Origin of the sequence: Pedobacter sp. (assembly GCF_037719805.1) — a bacterium.
GTDB lineage: Bacteria > Bacteroidota > Bacteroidia > Sphingobacteriales > Sphingobacteriaceae > Pedobacter.
Genome location: NZ_JBBJLZ010000006.1, coordinates 103,866 through 123,947, shown reverse-complemented (window position 1 = coordinate 123,947; position 20,082 = coordinate 103,866). Strand labels below are relative to the sequence as shown.

Genomic DNA, 20,082 nt, shown 5'->3' with positions numbered 1-20,082 from the left:
CTTATTGGTTAGAAAGCACATCAAGCAGTTTTTCCAGGTCAGCTTCTGTATTGAAGAAGTGAAATGCCAGTCTGATACCACTACCTCTTGGATAGCAAATGATGTCTGCGGCTAGTAATTGCTGGTATTTTTCTGTGTTCAGTGCAAGGTTAAATATAGTGGAATGTTCTTTTCTTTCTGCAACAAATTTCGACAACAAACCTCGTTCTGTAAAAGCAGCTTTTGCCTTATCACTTAGCGATTTGGTTTGCTGGCCAACAAAGTCCATCCCCAGTTCTTCGAAGTACAAGATAGATTGCTTTAAGGTGCCAAAATTAAGGGTATCCATATGGCCTGGTTCAAAGTATACGGATAGTAGACTTTTACTTTGTAGAAATTGTTCCTTAGGCGCGGGGCGCTGTCTTGCTTCGGAGAAAAGCTTCGAAGCGATCTCATCTTTTAAAAACATAAAACCGTTTCCATAGCCAGAAAGCATCCATTTATAACCACTCGCCATAAAGATGTCGAACCCTGACGACTCAAAATCAAAAGAGGTAGTGCCACAGAATTGTGTGCCGTCTGCTATGATCAGTAGATCAGGGAAAAGCGCTTTTAGCTCTTTGATAAACTCCAAACTCAGCTTCACCCCGGTAATATACTGCACCAGACTAAAAGCAAAGACAGTAGGCTTCTGAGTTCTGATGTGTTCAACAATTCTTTCCTCCAGTTGCTCACCCATTGATAGATATTGACAAGTATGACCCCTCGTTTCAATCGCATAATTCACTGAGGGATAATCCTCTTCTAGCAGTAAAAAGCGTTGTTCGGCCGGAAGCCCTTGTAGTAACGTATTGAAGCCGAACGAGAAGTTGGGAATAAGAAAGGTGTTCTCTGTTTTCGCATTAAAGAACCTGGCAACATGGATCTTCACATCATGTAAGAAAGAGGCCTGAGTGAGTCTAAAAAGACTGCCTTGCTCAAAAAAGCTTTGGTCGTGCGCATGGCGCCAATTTACTTGCCTTTTAGAAAGTAGTCCTGAGCTGGCGGTGTCCAGGTAAGTATATTTTTCAAGAAGGGGAAACTGATCTTTAAAGGGCATAATATCGGATTTAACGCCGATAAAAATAGCCATTTTTTCTCGTTCCCCCCTGCTAACAGGCTTAAATCAAGATTACTGGACTGTTATTTTAATTAATATGAAACGTGATACGACTAATTTTTTTTTAAGAAATGGTAGACTAAATGTTTAGTTTCTAACACATCTAAAGAAAGTCGAGGGGCTACAACCTGCGTTCTTTCATCTTAATTAGTTCTGATTTATAGTTGACTATACTGAAATTAATCCCTGGTTGCTTTTCCGTTAGTTCAATACACTTCTTTTGATTTAAGATCGCCTCATCAAAAAGACCCATCCTATAAAATATATGTGCAAGTGTGTCATAATAGGCCGGAACAGGATCCATTTCAATTGACCTTTTACTCCATAGCAAGGCCTTGCTCAAGTAATTGATATTTTTTGTGCCAAGTTCATAGAAATCCCAGGCAGCTGTATTAAGGAAATTGGAGACGTTGTTTCCATTGTCGATGACGGTTATAATTCTTTTAGTTACTACGGTAACTTTCTGTTGATCAGTGCTAACAGGAGGCGCCGTTTTCACAACTTTGCGCTTTGTCTTCCCGAAGCTTTTTATCATATCGATGTTCTTTTGATTCTCAGCTTTCGCTTTTTTTGCTGAATCAACACTTACCGTCATGAAATAGGTGTCATTGTAATTAATCGCACTCCTGAAGAAGTTTGTGGTATCCTTAATCGCTTTGTAATAATAAAGCATCTTCCATGCAGCTTGTCGCTCGCCCTCCCTGTAGTCTGTATGGATCCTTCTTGCAAAGTTTGATACTTGCTGGGCCAATTGAATATCTCGTCGCACGATGGCTTCGTTTAAACTATTTTCTGAGATGGCATTGTTAATTTCTATTCGCTCCTGTATGGGCAAAGCCATGAAAGTTTCATTGGCCAACTTGTTGTTACTAAAAGCATAAGAATATGCTTTTCCATAAGCAAAGGGTCCGGCCCTTAATATAAATAAGATTTCCTCAGGATTGTCTAAATCGCCGATTTTAAGCAACTTCACATACTCCTCAACAAGGGAAGCATTATTCGTAGTCCCGATTTCCTGTCTCAGTTCTATATAATCTTTTAAAGATCCCTTCTCTAATTGACCATTTGCATATCGCTGTTCGTAGTGATACATAGAAGTTTTAGTGTCCAATCTTTCGAGAACCTCTTTGCCCAGATCAAGATAAAACTTTGCCTGCGGATCGTTATTAAATTTTCTAAACAGCAGGTTTTCATTTGTGTCCAAAAAAAGATAGCAGGGATATCTGTTAATCTGATATTTGGAGGTCAGCTCTCTTGTTTCGGGGGATGCCATGGGCATCCTCAGACTAGTAAAGTGCTCATTATAGAACTTTACTACTTCAGGTAGATTTATTCCAGATGTGTAACTCGCCGCCGGAATCCTACCGTCAGGGGTAATATAAATGAATAAAGGAGTTTTACTAAGCCGTGCCTTTTTCAAAGCTGCAGCATAGTCTTTTTCAAAAGAGATTTGGCCAAATGCAGCGAAGCTTGATAACACGATCAAGAAGGAGAGGAGAGGTCTTTTCATTTAGGTAAAGGATATGATTTGGTCTGACTCAAATATATCATTTCCTCCTAACATTACTCGTACTTCAAGGCATCAACAGTATTTGCAACCGCAGCTTTATACGATCTTAAGCTAACAGTTGCCAGAGTGATGGCCATTGAGATTGCCATAGCTATTGCGAATGGCCAAATGCTAAGATTCATACGGTACGCAAAGCCCGAAAGCCAGCCTGAAACGAAAACATAGGCCAAAGGCCAGGCAAGGACATTAGCCAAAAAGACCATCAGTAAAAACGATCCATTAAGCATTCTTACCAGCTCCACAGTAGTTGCGCCCAGCACTTTACGAATAGCCACCTCGCGGCTGCGTTGTTTCGCAACAAAAGAAATCAATCCAAACAGACCAATGAACGAAATGAAAATGATAACACCAGCGAAAAACTTAAACAAGACACTCATCACTTTTTCAGTGTCGTAAAAGCTTTGAATCTCCTGATCTACAAACCTTCCAGAGTAAACCTCATTCGGGAAACTCGCATTAAATACTGCTTCCACTTCCTTAAATGCGGTTGTCACATGTTCGGGCGCAATGCGAACAAACACGCATTCATACTGTCTGGGCAACGAATACAAAGCAATTGGGGAAATGCTTTCCTTTAAGCTTTTATCATTGAAATCTTTGACGACTCCAACTATAGGTCCTTCTATTCCATTTTGATTGATAATTTGTCCTAATATTGCCTCCGCACGTAAGTAGCCTGCCTTCTTATAGAAAGTTTCGTTTACCACATAGCCTTTATTGTCATTAGCCTGAGAATATGTTTTTCCTGCTAAGATCTGCAGATTGAAAAGCTTAAAATACTGTTCATCAGCGCTCAGTAACCGAACTTCAAAGTCCATGTTTTCCTCGCCGTTGAGGTTAAAATTCGTGGAATTTACCGCCCCTGACAAAGGAGGTGTATAGCCAAAGCCCACCCTTTCTACTCCATTTATTTGTTTCAACTTGGTGCTGAAGTTTTGCTCTGCGGATGCATTTCTGCTTTCACCAGGCATGTTAAGTACAACTATAGCATCACTGCGAAACCCAAGTGGCTTGCTCCGTAAAAAGTTCATTTGCCCTATAATTACCAAGGTGCCGATAATCAAAATGATGGTAATTGCAAATTGAACAACCACTAACACTTTTCTCAACCCCAAACTCTTCGTGTTCACAGTAATCTTATTTTTTAAAGCCAATGCTGGTTTAAACCCAGACATAACTATTGCAGGATACAAACCGGCGAGAAAGCTGACTAGAATCACGAGTACCAACAGAAAAAGGAAGATAGATGGCGTGCCAAATAAGCTAAATACGATGTCATCTTTAAACAAGTTTTGCATGAATGGTATAGCCAGTTCTGCCAGAACACACGCAATCAACAGTGACAATAGTGCCACAGCAACGGTCTCCGTAAGAAATTGGCTAATCAATTGTGAACGCTCTGACCCAAGCACCTTTCTTACACCAACTTCTTTTGATCTGTTCACGGATTGGGCAGTTGCCAGGTTTATGAAATTTATGCAAGCGGTTAAGATTAGGAATAAGCCGATTATACCGAGGCCATAAAGCTGCTTTTTCATTACGCTTGTCTCTGCAAAGTTCCAGTAACGCTCGCTAAAATGTATGTTATTTAGAGGCTCCAGCACACTGATTTGATTGCCTGAGACTGTCTGATCTGTGAAATGCTTCTTGTTAAAGGCGACTAGATCTTTTTGAAAAGCTTCCGCAGTTACGCCTGCTTTCAAGAGCATGAAGCATTGATTGTTGCCATTCACGGAGTTCCAATCTTTGTTGTTTTTACCATAAAAGGTAGGATAACTTATTACGATATCCATTGGAACACTGCTCACCTGCATGTCCCTAAACACGCCTACGACTTTCAGATTCACCGAATTCCAGAAAGTAAAATGTTTTCCAACTGCAGTGTTTGCGTCTCCAAAAAGCGCTGTAGCTTCGGTCTCGGACAGTACTACTGTGTTTGGCTCTCTTAACTCTTTAACTGGCCTTGCCGATAGCCAGTCTAACTGAAATATATCGAAGATTTCCGGTTCTGCGAAGTAAAACGTTTTTGTGGCTTTAATTCTTGTGTTTCCGAGTTGATCTTTTACCTGAACTACTCCACCGTTCTTAGAGATATTAGCTACTTTTTCTATCGAAGAGACTTCTGTTCGCATCGCTGCGGATAAGGGAAGCGGAACGCCCGAAGAGTAATCGTCGAAGCTATTATATTTCCAGTCCGTTACAAATCGATAGATGCGATCGCCGTTAAGAAAACCCTGGTCATAATTTAGCTGAGCCCGTACAAAGAGAAATATCAATATACAGCTTGCCATTCCGATTGATAATCCGAGGATGTTAATCAGCGTATAAACCTTGTTTTTTAGAAGGTTGCGAAATGCTATCTTGAGGTTAAGCCTAAACATATACTAACGTTTGGATCCGTTTAGCTAATGTAATGCCATCTTCAAATACTGTCATTACACGTTTATAAAGCACTATTCAGGTATTAAACCACATAATTCCTGTTCGTTTGCGAACAATCGATGTGCGGTACCGAACATCATGAGATCAGTAACATTCCCAGATACTGACTGATACTCCTCTCTTTTCGGTCTTCAGAGACAAACCCAAGATAGACATGAGCTTCTGTGTTACTAAACGCATTTTACCTAAAGTTAAACAATTTTATCGACTTATTTTATTTTGTTTAACCTTAGTATTTATCGGTCAACAGTTTAACTCAGTCAACCAGATTCATTATCTTTCGTTCTTGATAAATACCGCTCTATGACCGTCGCACCACTCATCCAAATACGGAAACTTTCCAAATCCTATGGCGCCAAAATGGTGCTTAAGGAACTCAACCTTGACATTTATCCCGGCCAGGTAATCGGCTACATCGGCCCTAATGGAGCTGGTAAATCGACAACCGTAAAAATTCTTACCGGCTTGATACCCGACTTCGCAGGTGAAGTGTTGATCAATGGCTTAAGTATGGCTGAGCATCCACAGGAAATCAAAAAGCTTATTGGCTATGTTCCCGAGAATGCTGAGATCTATGATGTGCTTAGTCCGGCAGAATATCTCGATTTCATCGGTAAGCTCTACGGAATGGAGGAAGGATTGTTGCAGGAAAGAGCAAGAAAACTGCTTGCCGCATTCGGTCTCGGGGCAGTGGTTGATGATCGGATGGATACCTTTTCAAAAGGGATGAGGCAAAAAGTATTGCTGATTGCTGGGATTATTCATGATCCGAAGATTATTGTGCTAGACGAGCCGCTTTCTGGTTTGGATGCTAATGCCGTAATCATGATCAAAGAATTAATCATCAGGTTGTCGCAGGAAGGGAAAACGATCTTTTACTGCTCGCACATGATGGATGTGGTTGAAAAGGTTTCAGATAGAATTCTACTGATCAATAAAGGCGAGATCATTGCCGATGGGTCCTTTGAGTCTCTTAAACAGAATCATAGTGATACCCTGGAACGTATATTTTCAAAACTGACAGGTCGGGAAGATCAGGCCAATGAAGCTGATGCCATCATTAACGCTTTCAGCTAATTAGCGATATGAATAAGCTATTTTTAAAGTGCATTTCATTATTAAGTCCCATTTTGCTCCGCATGGGTGTTAATACAGATCAGTTGCAGGTTATTCTGGATGTTAAGCTCAAAATGGACAACCGGAGACCGAGCGGACTATTTGCAGGAAGAAGCAATACCAAGCAGATGTCTGATACGTCAAGGCAGTGGATGACTACTATATTCACTGTCATAATAGGCATTTTTATAGGCTTGATCTTATTTGCGAGCAAGGGACCATATGTTGCGCAGTCACTCTATTTTGTAGTCTTTATGGTGATGCTTTCGCTTACGCTGATCTCAGATTTTACCAATGTTCTTATTGACGTGAAAGATCAATATATTTTGTTGCCTCGACCAGTGAACGACAGTACGGTTGCTGTTTCCCGAATTTTGCACATCACCATTTATGTGTTAAGGGTTGCGCTATTGCAAGGATTACCGGGTCTTATCATGGTTGGCTTTATCGACGGCGTGTTGGCTGTGCCAGTGTTTTTATTACAGGTCCTGGAAGCTACTTTTCTAAGTATTCTGCTCGTTAATATCGTCTATCTGGTGCTAATGAAGATTGTTAGTCCGCAGAAATTTAAAGATGTGATCAGCTATTTTCAGATTGGGTTCTCCATTTTGATCTTTGCGACCTATTATTTGCTGCCAAAATTGATCAACCTCTCGGATCTTGAGAACGTAAGCCTGATTAGCCACTGGTGGTCCTATTTATTGCCGCCGGTTTGGATTAGTGCATTTAATGAATTGATTTTCCATGGGGGACGTGCGACTTTAATCACCGCGGTTTTGGCGGTTGCCGGACTCGTTTTTCCGCTTGTAGGTCTTTGGTTTGTGGCTAAGGTACTGGCTCCTGGATTCAACAGAAGCTTATCAGTTCTAGCAACTTCCGAAGGAAATAATGATTCAGTAGTCAATAAGGCTAATGCGAGTAAGTTGAATTTAGTTGATAAACTTTCGAATTTACTGATCAAGGATCCTGTTGAGAATGCCGGGTTTCGCATCACTGCCAAACTTGCTTCCAGAACCAGAGAATTTAAAATGAAGGTTTATCCGGCACTTGCTTATGTCCCCATCTACTTTTTGTATTTCGCGCTTAGTGGCAAAGCGGAAGGCAATTTAAGTAAATGGGAGAAATTGCAAGCTGGTCACAACTATGTATTTCTGATTTACTTGTGCACGTTCGTGTTGGCGGCAGTGCTGACAAATATCACGATGTCGGACAAGTATAAATCTTCCTGGGTGTACTATGCGCTGCCTATTGGCGAGCCGGGTAAGATACTGTCTGGAATGTATAAATCTATTATCGTTTTTTATTTCCTCCCGTATTGCGTTTTCATTGGTGGTCTAACTGTTTCTATTTGGGGTTTGCAGGCGATAAACGATCTCATTCTCGCCTTTTTAATGTGCATGATCTACGGGCTGATTATGGCGATTTTTATGGTGAAAGCCTTGCCTTTTTCAAAGCCGATTGAAGTGAAGCAGGGTGGTGGCAGGGTTTTCCTTTCGCTGGTTGTCATGAGTGGTATAGGAGCATTGGGTTTTGCTCATTATGTTGCTATGAAATGGGAGCTGCTGATCTGGGCGCTTATCATTCCGGTACTCCTAATCAATTGGTTGATGCTAAGGTATTATAAAAGGCAAACCTGGAACGATATTGAATTATCGGAAGTTTAAGCGGTGCATAATTATTCTTGTATATTAGGGAGGTAACCAAAATATACACTAATGAACCGTAGAAATTTCGTAAACCTTGGGGCTTTGGCTGGTGCTGCTGCTGTACTTCCGCTTTCCTCGGCAATCGCCGCGCCTTTGGCCCTGGCTGATAAGCGCTATCAAAAGGGGGTAAGTCCTTGGCCAATTTGTCTTGACACTGCTACCATTCGCCCTGCAACCTTAAAAGATAAAGTGAAAATCGCTGCCAAAGCAGGTTACGATGCGATCGAGCCATGGGATGGCGAGCTACAGGACTTTGAAGCAAAGGGCGGAAGCTTAAAGGATCTTGGCAAGGAGATCAAAGATCTAGGGCTCTTTGTTCCAAGCGTAATCGGTCTCTGGAACGCATTGCCTCCAACTAAAGAGCTATTTGAGAGTTCCCTAAAAGACACGCGTAATAGAATGCGGATGGCTTCGGAAATAGGCGCCAAGCATATCCAGACCATCCCGGATACTGCAGGCGCCAATTACAACCACAGGTGGATAGTTGACCGATATAGAGACATTTTAGAAATTGGAATTAAAGAGTATCATATCATTCCGGCGCTCGTTTTTGTGAAGTACCAGCCAGTTAAAACCTTGGGGCAGGCGATGGGAATCGCGATGGATACCAGTCATCCTAACGCATTGGTGATCCCAGACACTTACCATATGTACATTTCGGAAGGTGGTTTTGAAGGATTGAAGATGATCAATGGCAAAGCTATCGCTATTTTTCAATTTTCTGATGCTCCTGCTTCGCCTGCGATTGCAGACTTACAGGATAAGGATCGGGTATACCCTGGTGACGGGATTTTGCCGCTTCCTCAAATCCTGAAAGACTTGAAAGCTTCTGGTTTCAAAGGTTGCGTATCGCTGGAATTGTACAATCCTGAATATCATAAGCAAGATTTACAAATGGTTGCTGAAACTGGTCTGAGGAAGACGTTGGCCGTGATTAAGAAAGCGGGGGTTTAAAGACCGATGAATAAAAAAAAGACTTCCGAAGCGGTCCTCATGTGGTTATAATTATCGTCTTTGTACCCCTTTTGGTGTTTTGAATTGTCTTTAATGCTATAGCCAGGTATTATTCTCGAATCATGACGCTCATCAAAAAACTGATTGGAACATTTGTACTATTTTTTCTTCTTTTCGCCTTTGTACCAATGGACACTGATCCTTTGGAAAAGTTGGTTAGCTCGCTTCAGAAATGGACGGACGACAATCCACAGGAAAAGGTCTATTTGCACATGGATAAGCGCTATTACGCGCTGGGCGATACGATTTGGTTCAAAGCATATATCACAACGGGATCACGCCATCAATTATCCGCCATCAGTGGAGCTTTATATGTCGACTTAATTACTGAAAAAGATTCTATTGTTCGAACGCTGAAATTACCCGTCAATGCAGGGATGTCCATGGGAGACCTTACGCTGGGCGATGACCTTCAACAAGGCAATTACCGAATCAGGGCTTATACGCAATGGATGCGCAATACCGGCGAAGATTACTTTTTCGACCGGACATTTACGATAGGGTCCCTGTTAGCTAGTGAAATAGTCAGCACCTCGCATTATCAATATGTAACAACAGACGACAAAACCTTCCTGATTGCTACGTTAGGGTATGCAGATAAGGAAGGCCTACCCTTAACAGAAGAGAAAGTAGAGTACGACATTATACTTAATAATCAAAAGGTTTACAGCAAATCAGTCAAAACCAATGATCGGGGACAGATCAAAGTAGTGATCTCGAATGAACAGCAGGTTGATCTGCGCGGTGGTTACATTCGCACTAGGGTAAGATCGCAGAGCAAAAATAGCAACAAAGTGGTCAGTACAGACTTTCCCATTAAAGCTGGTCGTTGGCAGAGCGATGTTCAGTTCTTTCCTGAAGGTGGTAATCTTGTAAATGGCATAAGTAATAAAGTGGCATTTAAAGCCATAGGAATTGATGGTATTGGCATTGCTGTAAAGGGAAAGATATTGGAAGATGGCAGTAAAGAAATCCTTGATTTTGAAACCTTGAAATTTGGTATGGGTAGTTTTACAATGATCCCTGTAGCAGGTAAATCTTATACTGCCAGGCTATTCTTGCCTGATTCTACAGAACAGACAATTGAGCTACCAAAAGCATCCAATGACGGCTTTGTGCTAAACGTTTACCAACCTAACGAAGATAGTATTTTAGTAAGAATACGTGTTTCGTCTAAAGCGCTTGTTACTGCGCTCAAAGAACTGAAACCCATTTACGTCAATTTTATTGCACAAATTTCGGGTGAAACGATAGCTGCAACGCCAATAGAAGTAACTCAACCTATTACTTCTTTTTGGCTGGAAAAAGATGCCTTTCCTTCTCTAATTGCACAATTTACGCTGTTCTCCCAATTTGGGGAACCATTAAATGAACGTATCGCTTTTATTAAGATTAAGGATCAAATGAGTTTAAAGTTAACTGCGTCTAAGAAGAGTTATAAAAGCAAAGAAAAGGTAGAGTTTGAGCTTGAGGCGCGGCACAGGAACGATGAACCTACCAGGGGAAATTTCTCTGTTACAGTTATCGATGAAAGTAAAGTACCGTACGAGGAAGACCTGGAAAGTACGATACTTTCTAACTTGCTTCTTACTTCTGACCTAAAAGGATACATTGAAAGACCTAACTATTATTTTACTCAGCAAACCAGCGATGCAAATAAGGCACTAGACAACCTAATGTTAACACAAGGGTATAGAAGATTTAGTTGGAAGGAAATTGCGGCTGATACAGCCATCACTGATCCAGGAAAGGCGTATTTAACAAACGCCCTATTTAAACCGGAGGGCTCAGGTATTAACATATCCGGAGTTGTAAAATCATTAAATGGTGATATAGCACCAAGAGCTAAACTTACTTTAATGGCTTTGAAATTAGGTATTGTACTGTCGACCGTAGCGGATGAAAGTGGAAGGTTCAAATTTGAGGGGCTGGTTATGAGAGACAGCATACAGTTCTCGTTGCAAGCCAGAACAGAAAATAACGGGACCAAGGTTGAAATTATTTTAGATACCATACCGAGGGTTTTTATGAGCAAGAACAAGAACATTGCTCATCTAAATAAAGATATTCCCGGTACCCTCAGTGTTTATGCCGTAAATGGAAGGAAGCAGGAAGAATTCTATGAAAAAACAGGGCAGCTAAATAGGGTACAGCGGTTAAGAGAGGTTCGCATTTCTGCAACAAGAAAGAGAGATGCAGGGTATTCCGCACAGGGGCTACTTAGGATTCCGGAAGGCCACGCTGATAATTCAGTAAACCTGGAAAACGAAAAGCCATTTGCAAACCTGGGAATCATGTTGCGTGCGATGTTGCCAAACGTTAAGTTCAAAGAGCATAGACCATATCCTTTAAGCCCTGAAGTAATCTTCGACTTTCCACATTTTTATAACGTATCAACAAGGTTGCTGGAGCCTATGAAAATAGTACTCGATGGTCGGGAATTGAGAACAATGGAAGCAGGGGGAGTCTATAATAATACGACACTTGATCCGTCTGATATTGCAAGGATTGACATCGTAATAACTAATGCTGCACTATTACAAGTGCTGGGCGGTCCAAGCGTTCTAGTTTATACAAAAAAGCAAAGAAGAACTGTTTACAATCCGAGTATGGTGACCATTTCACCAAAAGGTTTTAATAAAGCAAAGGTGTTTTATAGTCCTAAGTATGAAACGACAAATCAGCAAAGGCCGGACTTCCGTTCTACTATTTATTGGAACGCAAGTTTAAGGACATTAACTGACGGAAAGATGAGTTTTGATTTTTTTAATTCCGACTCCCCTGGACGCTATAAAGTGATCATAGAAGGTATCAGTTCAGAAGGTGATCTTGGTAGACTTGTATATCAGTATTCTTTAGAGGCTGACTAGTGGTATATTGTCTTATCTTGCAAAAAAGAATGCCTATGCCTCTACATCAAAAAAGCATGCTGTTAATTTTATTACTTTTTATAGGCAATACTGCCTTTTCTCAGACGCTTTTCAACATCAATGGGATCGTTAAAGACAAACAGGGGGAGCCGATTGAATCGGCAACAGTGTTCCTTAGTGGTTCCACACAGGTAACAAAAACAAATGCTAATGGGCGGTTCAGCTTTAAAGGCCTGAGTTCGGGTTCTTATGAGGTTGTTGTCCGGATGCTTGGATATTCGTCTTTAAAGGAAAACGCCCTGATCAATTCGACGAGTATTAATAAAGTACTGATCCTTTCTTCGACAAACATTTTGCTTAAAGAAGTTCAGATTGGCAAAGGTCGCAGACGGGAAGAATACCTTCATACATTTTTTGATACGTTTGTTGGAGTAACTAAAAACGCAGCCTTCTGTACGATACTAAATCCGGAAGTGATCGAATTTAGTACTGAAGGAAGTTCTTTAAAGGCATTTTCTGAGGAGTTCATAATTATATTAAATAAAAGTCTGGGATACAAGATCAGCTATCTTTTGCGAGACTATAAATATGATAGACAGTCAACAACTACCATATACGACGGGGAGTATATCTTTGAGAAACTACCAGGAACGGAGATTCAACAGAGAAGATGGGAGAAAAACAGACTGCAAACTTATAAGGGGTCGTTTATGCATTACCTGCGATCTTTGTATGTAGGCAATACTAGAGGAGAGAGTTTCTTAACGTATGTTGTCGATCAGTCCAAAAGGCCGACGGACAGTTTGGTCGATGTTAGAAAGTATGTGTCGAGAGCCAATTCGAATTTTATAAACTTCCGTTTCAATACACAGCTTAAAGTTGTTTACGTAGGAAAAGCCAAAGCGCGAAAGATGCTAATGATTGATCCTGACCCCTTCAAGCTTGCGAGTATGCCAACTTCAAATGCCATATTATTTGTTGACCAAGCTGTAATTGATAAAAAAGGAAGCTATATAGATTACAAAAGTTTCAGGCTGGAGGGTATGTGGGGAGTATTCCGGCTTGGAGATCAGCTACCTTTTGAATATAGGCCGAAATGATAGTTAGCGAGGTCATAGGTTTCCAGCGAAACAAAATTCTAGAATCTTAAGTTTGATAGGTAATAACTCAAAGAAAGTTGTGTTACTTAGTTAGCACTGCGCATAGAACTTTTATGGAGAATATAGCAAAAGATAATTTTAGGCTGCTACGTATGGTACCATCTCAGTGGGAGGCGTATAAATTAATAAGGCTTGAGGCGTTGCAAACAAATCCAGAAATGTTTGGAGGCAAACACTATGAGGAAAAATTATATCACGAGGATGATTGGAAATCTTTACTGGAGAGTGATTCACGTGCCATGTTTGGCCTTTATCATGCAGAATCCCTGATTGGTCTGTCAGGCGTCAGACTAAATACTGAAGATGCAACAACGGCTGTTTTATTTGCCTCATTCATTAAGGAACAGTATCGGGGTAAAGGTTTGTCTAAATTGTTCTACGAAGCACGGATTGACTGGGCACGTCAAAGGAGCTGCAAATCAATCATAGTTTCTCACAGGCATGACAACAAGCTTTCAAAAGCAGCGAATCAACGATTTGGTTTCAAATACACAAATACGGAGGTAGTCAGTTGGGGCGACGGCGCCCGGGCGAATGGATTAGTATATCTTTTGGAACTGAATTGACGAAAATAATTATGCCGTTTTACGTTTAGTGTATAAAAAAAGCCGGTGGTCAACCGGCTTTTAATTTGCTTAAAGATCTTCGTCTTCAACTTCGTCGACCTCAGTATCATCAGTCAGATCAAGATCATCGTCTTCGGTATCTAAATCGTCATCAAGATCCAGGCTGTCGTCGTCTTCTAAATCCAGGTCAGAATCATCAGTCTCTGCAAGCAGGCTGTCTGTGTCAGCCATTCCTGGAGCATCCAGATCTTCATCGTCTTGCTCTAATGTAGGGTCATTCACAAAATGAGGTTGATTGTCATTTAGTTCAATTTCATTTTCAATTGCCATAATGGTAGGTTTTAAATTATCGTTTTCTTGTTTAATTTGTTGAGAACTATTGCGGTAACGATGGCACCAAATACATAATAGCCAACTGTAAGTGCTTTTACCTGGTCAGATTTGGTCACAGGTCTTGGGTTCAATCCCATAGGTTCCGGCAATTTAACTGCTCCTATTCCCGCACTAAAGCCTAGAAATAGAGCTTTAGGCCAAAGATACTTTGCTTCACCCGCGCCGATCATACTATAATAAATTGTGTTAGACACAATGTCACCAGCCAATGTTGCTTTGTACAAGGTGTCTTTGTCACTGATACCTTCTCCAAAAAAGCCAAGAGTTTTCTGCAATGCATTTTCACCTAGAAGATCTATTCTAGGCATGTTCTTGCTCTTGTGCTTTAAGGTTTCATGAAGGAGGTTGAGAGCAACTGCTCCTGCAAATCCGGCAATCAGGTTTTTGATCTTGCTCATAGTTTGATCGTTTGTCTCATTAACATTTCGGAAGAAACAAGGTTTCGACTGATTGACATTTTTTTAACTTTACAGGATGAATGAACCGGTTAAACTAAGCGCTGCTCAACGGTGGGTAATCTTTATTCTTGCTGTGACGCAGTTTACTGTCATACTTGATTTTATGATCATGTCTCCGTTGGGAGACTTTATGATGAAGTCGCTTTCCATGAAGCCAGCGGCTTTTGGTATCGCCGTATCGGCTTACGCTTTTAGTGCCGGTTTATCCGGACTCCTCACTGCCGGATTTGCGGATCGTTTTGACCGTAAAACACTGTTAATTTTCTTTTATACCGGATTTATCGTAGGCACCATTTTCTGTGGCCTGTCTCATAATTACGTCCAACTCGTTGCGGCAAGAATCTTTACCGGATTATTCGGCGGAGTCATCGGGTCTATCTCACTAGCAATTATTTCAGACCTTTTTACCCCTCAGCAAAGAGGTCGTGTTATGGGCTTTGTTCAGATGGGCTTTGGAGCTAGTCAGGTCTTAGGGGTTCCAATCGGACTTTACGTGGCCAACTTATGGGATTGGGAAGCGGCCTTTCTTTTAGTTGCTGGTATAGCCATCTTTATAGCCGTATTACTGGTATTTAAGCTCCCTCCGGTAAGAGAACATCTGAAGCTCCAGCAAGATAAATCTGCGTTCAAACACCTTTGGCATACCTTGAGAAAAAGAAATTATAGAATTGGCTTTACTGCAATGGCGATGCTTTCTATAGGGAGCTTTATGATGTTTCCGTTCGGAAGCGCATTCGCTGTAAATAACGTTGGGGTGAGTGCAGATCAGCTTCCCCAGCTGTTCTTTATATCTGGCGTAAGTTCGTTGGTGATCATGCCCTTTATCGGGAAACTAAGCGATAGGATCAGTAAGTTCAAAATATTTACTGTTGCTTGTGTCTGGATGATCATTATGGTTGTCGTGTATACGAACCTGGGTATCACTGCATTTTGGTTAGTAGTGGTGTTGAACATTTTTATGATGATGGGGATCATGAGCAGGATGATTCCGGCAACGGCATTGGTAAGTGAGGTTCCGGATAAGTCAGACCGCGGTGCATTTATGAGTATCAATGCTTCGATGCAGCAGATTGCCGGAGGAATTGCGGCTGTGATTGCAGGATTGATCGTTGTTCAAGAACATAAGTCGGCTCCTTTGCAACATTATGACATCGTAGGGTATTTGGTGGTTGCGATCACGCTGTTCAGTATTTATGTAATGCATCGGGTAGTGAAGATTGTGAAAGCAAAGGGGTAGTTTTCGCTTTCGGTTAGAACACTCGTCATGCCGACGGATGTCGGTACCTCGGACTGGGTGGCATCGCTATACCGAGGTCTTCTTAAGATTAATTCTAAATAGTTTGGTTTGTCAGCGAAAAGTTGCTTTCTTTGCGGCAATTAAGATTTAATCCAAATAAGAATGACCTACTTTACTAAAGCCGTTACACTATTATTATTCGCCTGTTTGGCGTTTCAAGCACAAGCCCAAAGAAGTAGTAGCATTAAAGGGAAAATTGTCACAGCAGATGGATTTCCAGTTGTATCGGTTACGGTAACATTGAAAGGGGAGGCCATTTCCACAAAAAGTAATAACGATGGTCTTTACCAGTTTACCAAATTAAAAAAGGGTAGTTACACGATCGCGGTTTCAGCCGTTGGATTAAAGTCTGATCAAAAGACGGTTGAACTTGCTGACAATGATCATCAAACCGCAGATTTTATGCTTACTGAAAAATCTGACCAGCTTACCGAGGTGGTTATTGGCGGTACGATAAAGAGATATAAGGTTGATGTACCTTCCACATCACTTCGCCTGAATGTGCCGCTACTGGAAATCCCTCAGAATATTCAAATCGTGACTTCACAAAACCTTGCGGATCAGCAGGTCATCTCGATGAGTGACGGTGTGATTAGAAACGTAAGTGGTGCCATAAGATTGGAACACTGGGGCGATATGTATACCAACATATTAATGCGCGGTTCGCGGTTACAAGCTTTTAGGAACGGCTTCAATGTAGTAAGTTCTTCCTGGGGACCATTAACAGAAGACATGAGTTTTGTTGATCATATTGAATTTGTGAAAGGTCCGGCAGGTTTTATGCTTGCTAACGGTGATCCTGCAGGTTTGTATAATGTGGTTACTAAAAAACCTACGGGTGAGACTAAAGGGGAAGCAAGCTTTACATTAGGAAGCTTCGACTTGTACCGTACTGCGCTTGATTTGGACGGGAAAGTATCTAAAGACGGTAAATTCCTGTACCGCTTAAATGTAGCTGGTCAGGACAAAAGATCTCATCGCGCATTTGAATATAACAACAGGTATAGCGTAGCACCCGTATTGTCTTACCAATTTAGCGATAAAACGAAGCTGACTGCAGAGTACACTTTGCAATATGCAAAAATGACTGATGTGGGTTCATATTATCAGTTTTCAACAGATGGTTACGCCAGTTTGCCAAGAGAGGCGACGCTTTATCAGCCTGGATTAGAACCAACAAAGATGAATGACAATAGCGCGTTTTTGAACTTTGAACACAAGTTTAGTGACCGCTGGAAATTTACAGCTCAAGGATCATATTTCAATTACAAGCAACGCGGAAGCGATCTTTGGCCATCAGATGTCTTGGCGAATGGAACAATCGTAAGAAATGTGTTTAGTTGGGATGCAAAAAGTGAGATGAAGTTAGGTCAGGCGTTTATCAACGGTAATTTTAAAACAGGTGGATTGCAGCACCGCATTTTAGCAGGTTTAGACGTTGGTAAAAAGGATTACCAGGCAGATTGGGGACAATCTCATGTTCTGGATCTTGCTAGCGCACCATTTGATCCCCGCAATCCTAATTATGGATTCCCCGCAAACGGCTATCCTCAATTTGATAGGGAAACTCCTTTAAAGGACAGGGCAATGACTGCCGGGGGGTTGATAGACCAGCGTTATACCGGTGTTTATGCACAAGATGAATTAGGTTTCTTTGAGAACCGTGTGCGTTTAACCTTAGCAGGAAGGTATACCAGTGTGACACAGTCGAGCTATGGTGGGTTGCCGATTAGTGTGGATCGCGTTACTCCACGTGTAGGTTTGAGTGTTTCTGTTACCGACCAGTTCTCGGTATATGGTCTTTATGACCAGGCTTTTATCCCACAAGGAGGACAGCTAAGCAACGGAGGAGACGTAGAGCCAATCACTGGGTCAAATACAGAGGTTGGACTTAAAAAAGATTGGTTCAATGGGAAGTTAAGTACTACTTTATCCGCTTACCGGATTCTTAAAGAGAATGAACTTGCAACTGATCCGCAAAACTTAGCCTCTGGTTTTAGTATACCTATTGGAGAAAAAACTTCTCAGGGAATTGAATTCGATGCTAGAGGTGAAGTGTTCCGCGGCTTAAATGTTACGTTGAATTACGCTTATACAGATTCAAAAACTACAGAGGTTGCTGCTGGAGTCCCAGGAAACGTAGGTGATTTGACACCAGGTTTTGCAAAACATACTGTTAATGGTTGGTTGGGATACAAACTTCAATCTGGTTTTTTGAAAGGTAGTGGTATTTCTGGAGGGTTCACTTATCTTGTGGACAGGGCTACATCTAACTATAGCACTACTGATCTTTCTCAAAATCTGCCTGATTATTTCAAATTAGACGGAGGCCTATTCTGGGAAGGTCGCAAGGTTAAAGTGACAGCAAATGCTTTCAATATCCTTGATGAGTACCTTTACAGCGGTTCTTTTTATAATTATTTCGCTTCTGCTCCAAAAGGCGTATACTCCTGGCAGTCGGAAGCACCTAGAAATTACAGGTTGAGCATTGCTTATAAATTTTAAAGATCGCTTGTGATAAGGAAGAAAAAGAATATAAAATACTGGATAGGACAGGTTCACTTATGGCTCGGATTAACATCCGGGCTTTTTGTGTGTTTCCTGGGTATCACAGGATGTATCCTCGCTTTTGAACGTGAGATTGAAAATGCAGTACAGGATTATCGCTTTGTAAAGACGGAGCAGCGTAGCTATGTCGCGCCATCCCGGTTAAAAGCGATAGCAGATCAACAGCTGCCAGGCAAACATGCCCACAGTATCAGTTACCAGAAAGGTAAAGCCAGTATGGTGGTCTACTTCGCCATGGATCCTGAATATTATTGGATCGTATTCATGAATCCATATACAGGGGAAGTGTTGAAGGTAAAAAACATGGATGATGATTTCTTTAGAATCATGATTATGGGTCACTACTATCTATGGTTGCCGCCGACTATTGGTCAGCCTGTATTGGCTAGTGCAACCCTGATGTTTATGTTTTTGCTGGTATCAGGTCTTGTACTTTGGTGGCCGAAAAACAGAGCTGCAAGTAAGAAGCGTTTTAACGTAAAATGGAGTGCCAAATGGAAACGCCTGAATTATGACCTACATAATGTATTCGGTTTTTATATGACCTGGATACTGATCTTCATTGGTTTTTCTGGACTGGTCATGGGGTTTCAGTGGTTTGCCAGTTCGGCCTACTGGGTTACTTCAGGAGGAAAGGCTATGGTGCCGTTTTCCGAAACATTATCAGATAGTACGCTGGTTAATTCAAGAGCCGGACAAGCACCAGCGATGGATATCCTTTGGGCACAGACCTTAGATCGAATGAAGGGCTTCACTGGAGGAATAGAAATACATGTTCCTGATAGTGAGAAGGCCTCCATCGAAGTGGCTATCAATCCTGATACCGATACCTTCTGGAAAGCTGATTATCTATACTATGACCAGTACACCTTGAAAGAGATTGAGGTGAATCACATCTATGGTAAATATGCAAATACCAACGTGGCCGATAAGTTAATGCGGATGAACTATGATATACATGTAGGCGCTGTGCTGGCTTTACCTGGTAAGATTATGGCCTTTCTAGCTAGCCTGGTTGCCGCTAGTTTACCTGTTACAGGTTTTGTTATTTGGTTGGGGCGTAAGAAGAAGAGTAAAAAAACCTTACTATCTTAGCATCATGAATACTAATATTGCAGTAATATTTGATATGGATGGCGTGATCTGTCATACCAATCCATATCATTCCAAAGCTTTCAGGGAATTCTTTTCTAGCAGAGACCTGTCGCCAACCGATGAGGAATTCGCTCAGCACATGTTTGGCAAGAGCAATAAATATATTTTAAATCACTTTTTGAAGCGGCCAATTGAAGGAGAGGAGTTTGTGAAACTGGAAGACGAGAAAGAAGGCTTATTCAGAAAAATATATGAGCCCTTTGTTGATCCGATTGCGGGATTCCTTCCATTTATCAATGATTTAAGTGCCCATGGTGTTAAGCTTGGCGTCGCGACATCTGCCCCGATGGCGAATCTTGAACTCATCATGAGTAAGGTTCATGTTCGGAATTTGTTTGGTTCTATTCTTGCGAGTGAGGATGTGAAACAACACAAGCCTGACCCTGAGGTGTATTTGAAGTCTGCTGAGAATCTGGGTGTATTACCGTCGCAATGTGTCGTTTTCGAGGATTCTTTCTCCGGCGTATCTGCTGCATTGAACGCAGGTATGAAAGTAGTGGGTGTACTTACCTCCCATACCAGGGAAGAATTGCCAACGTGTGATTTTTATATTAACGATTACCAGGAGTTGGCGTATGCTAATTTAAAGGATCTGTTTTAGGGAAACGCCAGCCCCAACCGTCATCCTG

General features: G+C 41.5%; 15 protein-coding genes. 10 read left to right on the top strand and 5 right to left on the bottom strand.

Annotated features, from left to right (window positions below; genetic code table 11):
- Window position 1: 1 nt before the first annotated feature.
- From WKF66_RS19915 to WKF66_RS19905, 3 genes are all read right to left on the bottom strand, one after another.
- Entirely contained in the window at window positions 2-1,078 is a 1,077-nt protein-coding gene (locus WKF66_RS19915) for an aminotransferase class V-fold PLP-dependent enzyme (protein WP_489676259.1), read from the bottom strand.
- A gap of 181 nt (window positions 1,079-1,259) precedes the next feature.
- The gene (locus WKF66_RS19910; protein WP_489676258.1) at window positions 1,260-2,648 is read right to left on the bottom strand and encodes a hypothetical protein; all 1,389 of its coding nucleotides are present in this window, start codon (window positions 2,646-2,648) and stop codon (window positions 1,260-1,262) included.
- Window positions 2,649-2,701: 53 nt separating this feature from the next.
- Window positions 2,702-5,089 carry an ABC transporter permease gene (locus WKF66_RS19905; protein ID WP_489676257.1) on the bottom strand — a complete coding sequence of 796 codons (2,388 nt, stop codon included), beginning with the start codon at window positions 5,087-5,089 and terminating at the stop codon, window positions 2,702-2,704.
- 364 nt (window positions 5,090-5,453) lie between these two features.
- Between WKF66_RS19905 and WKF66_RS19900 the strand changes: the two genes are divergently transcribed.
- From WKF66_RS19900 to WKF66_RS19875, 6 genes are all read left to right on the top strand, one after another.
- Window positions 5,454-6,227 carry an ABC transporter ATP-binding protein gene (locus WKF66_RS19900; RefSeq protein ID WP_489676256.1) on the top strand — a complete coding sequence of 258 codons (774 nt, stop codon included), beginning with the start codon at window positions 5,454-5,456 and terminating at the stop codon, window positions 6,225-6,227.
- 8 nt (window positions 6,228-6,235) lie between these two features.
- The gene (locus tag WKF66_RS19895) at window positions 6,236-7,930 is read left to right on the top strand and encodes a hypothetical protein (protein WP_489676255.1); all 1,695 of its coding nucleotides are present in this window, start codon (window positions 6,236-6,238) and stop codon (window positions 7,928-7,930) included.
- A gap of 51 nt (window positions 7,931-7,981) precedes the next feature.
- Entirely contained in the window at window positions 7,982-8,926 is a 945-nt protein-coding gene (locus WKF66_RS19890; RefSeq protein ID WP_489676254.1) for a sugar phosphate isomerase/epimerase family protein, read from the top strand.
- Window positions 8,927-9,048: 122 nt separating this feature from the next.
- Entirely contained in the window at window positions 9,049-11,856 is a 2,808-nt protein-coding gene (locus tag WKF66_RS19885) for a carboxypeptidase-like regulatory domain-containing protein (RefSeq protein WP_489676253.1), read from the top strand.
- A gap of 56 nt (window positions 11,857-11,912) precedes the next feature.
- Window positions 11,913-12,956 (top strand): carboxypeptidase-like regulatory domain-containing protein, encoded by a 1,044-nt coding sequence (locus tag WKF66_RS19880; protein WP_489676252.1) that lies wholly within the window; start codon window positions 11,913-11,915, stop codon window positions 12,954-12,956.
- A 152-nt stretch (window positions 12,957-13,108) separates the two neighbouring features.
- Window positions 13,109-13,582: a GNAT family N-acetyltransferase gene (locus WKF66_RS19875; RefSeq protein ID WP_489676251.1), complete on the top strand. Its 474-nt coding sequence runs from the start codon at window positions 13,109-13,111 to the stop codon at window positions 13,580-13,582.
- Between the two features lie 69 nt (window positions 13,583-13,651).
- On the opposite strand, the gene WKF66_RS19870 is transcribed toward WKF66_RS19875, so the two are convergent.
- Both WKF66_RS19870 and WKF66_RS19865 read right to left on the bottom strand, forming a co-directional pair.
- Window positions 13,652-13,912, bottom strand: coding sequence for a hypothetical protein (locus WKF66_RS19870; RefSeq protein ID WP_489676250.1), 261 nt, complete (start codon window positions 13,910-13,912; stop codon window positions 13,652-13,654).
- Between the two features lie 11 nt (window positions 13,913-13,923).
- Complete coding sequence (locus tag WKF66_RS19865; protein ID WP_489676249.1) at window positions 13,924-14,373, bottom strand: hypothetical protein; 450 nt, start codon at window positions 14,371-14,373, stop codon at window positions 13,924-13,926.
- Between the two features lie 76 nt (window positions 14,374-14,449).
- Between WKF66_RS19865 and WKF66_RS19860 the strand changes: the two genes are divergently transcribed.
- From WKF66_RS19860 to WKF66_RS19845, 4 genes are all read left to right on the top strand, one after another.
- Window positions 14,450-15,670 carry an MFS transporter gene (locus WKF66_RS19860; protein ID WP_489676248.1) on the top strand — a complete coding sequence of 407 codons (1,221 nt, stop codon included), beginning with the start codon at window positions 14,450-14,452 and terminating at the stop codon, window positions 15,668-15,670.
- 162 nt (window positions 15,671-15,832) lie between these two features.
- Entirely contained in the window at window positions 15,833-18,235 is a 2,403-nt protein-coding gene (locus WKF66_RS19855) for a TonB-dependent siderophore receptor (RefSeq protein ID WP_489676247.1), read from the top strand.
- A 9-nt stretch (window positions 18,236-18,244) separates the two neighbouring features.
- The gene (locus WKF66_RS19850) at window positions 18,245-19,393 is read left to right on the top strand and encodes a PepSY-associated TM helix domain-containing protein (protein WP_489676246.1); all 1,149 of its coding nucleotides are present in this window, start codon (window positions 18,245-18,247) and stop codon (window positions 19,391-19,393) included.
- Window positions 19,394-19,397: 4 nt separating this feature from the next.
- On the top strand, window positions 19,398-20,054 hold the full coding sequence (locus tag WKF66_RS19845; RefSeq protein ID WP_489676245.1) for an HAD family hydrolase: 657 nt from the start codon (window positions 19,398-19,400) through the stop codon (window positions 20,052-20,054).
- The last annotated feature ends 28 nt before the right edge of the window (window positions 20,055-20,082 follow it).

Excerpts from the sequence above, each read along its gene's own strand:
- WKF66_RS19860 (WP_489676248.1), top strand. The coding sequence starts at position 14,450 with ATGAATGAACCGGTTAAACTAAGCGCTGCTCAACGGTGGGTAATCTTT.
- WKF66_RS19880 (WP_489676252.1), top strand. The coding sequence starts at position 11,913 with ATGCTGTTAATTTTATTACTTTTTATAGGCAATACTGCCTTTTCTCAG.
- WKF66_RS19890 (WP_489676254.1), top strand. The coding sequence starts at position 7,982 with ATGAACCGTAGAAATTTCGTAAACCTTGGGGCTTTGGCTGGTGCTGCT.
- WKF66_RS19845 (WP_489676245.1), top strand. The coding sequence starts at position 19,398 with ATGAATACTAATATTGCAGTAATATTTGATATGGATGGCGTGATCTGT.
- WKF66_RS19910 (WP_489676258.1), bottom strand. The coding sequence starts at position 2,648 with ATGAAAAGACCTCTCCTCTCCTTCTTGATCGTGTTATCAAGCTTCGCT.
- WKF66_RS19905 (WP_489676257.1), bottom strand. The coding sequence starts at position 5,089 with ATGTTTAGGCTTAACCTCAAGATAGCATTTCGCAACCTTCTAAAAAAC.
- WKF66_RS19870 (WP_489676250.1), bottom strand. The coding sequence starts at position 13,912 with ATGGCAATTGAAAATGAAATTGAACTAAATGACAATCAACCTCATTTT.
- WKF66_RS19895 (WP_489676255.1), top strand. The coding sequence starts at position 6,236 with ATGAATAAGCTATTTTTAAAGTGCATTTCATTATTAAGTCCCATTTTG.
- WKF66_RS19900 (WP_489676256.1), top strand. The coding sequence starts at position 5,454 with ATGACCGTCGCACCACTCATCCAAATACGGAAACTTTCCAAATCCTAT.
- WKF66_RS19875 (WP_489676251.1), top strand. The coding sequence starts at position 13,109 with ATGGTACCATCTCAGTGGGAGGCGTATAAATTAATAAGGCTTGAGGCG.
- WKF66_RS19855 (WP_489676247.1), top strand. The coding sequence starts at position 15,833 with ATGACCTACTTTACTAAAGCCGTTACACTATTATTATTCGCCTGTTTG.
- WKF66_RS19865 (WP_489676249.1), bottom strand. The coding sequence starts at position 14,373 with ATGAGCAAGATCAAAAACCTGATTGCCGGATTTGCAGGAGCAGTTGCT.
- WKF66_RS19915 (WP_489676259.1), bottom strand. The coding sequence starts at position 1,078 with ATGCCCTTTAAAGATCAGTTTCCCCTTCTTGAAAAATATACTTACCTG.
- WKF66_RS19885 (WP_489676253.1), top strand. The coding sequence starts at position 9,049 with ATGACGCTCATCAAAAAACTGATTGGAACATTTGTACTATTTTTTCTT.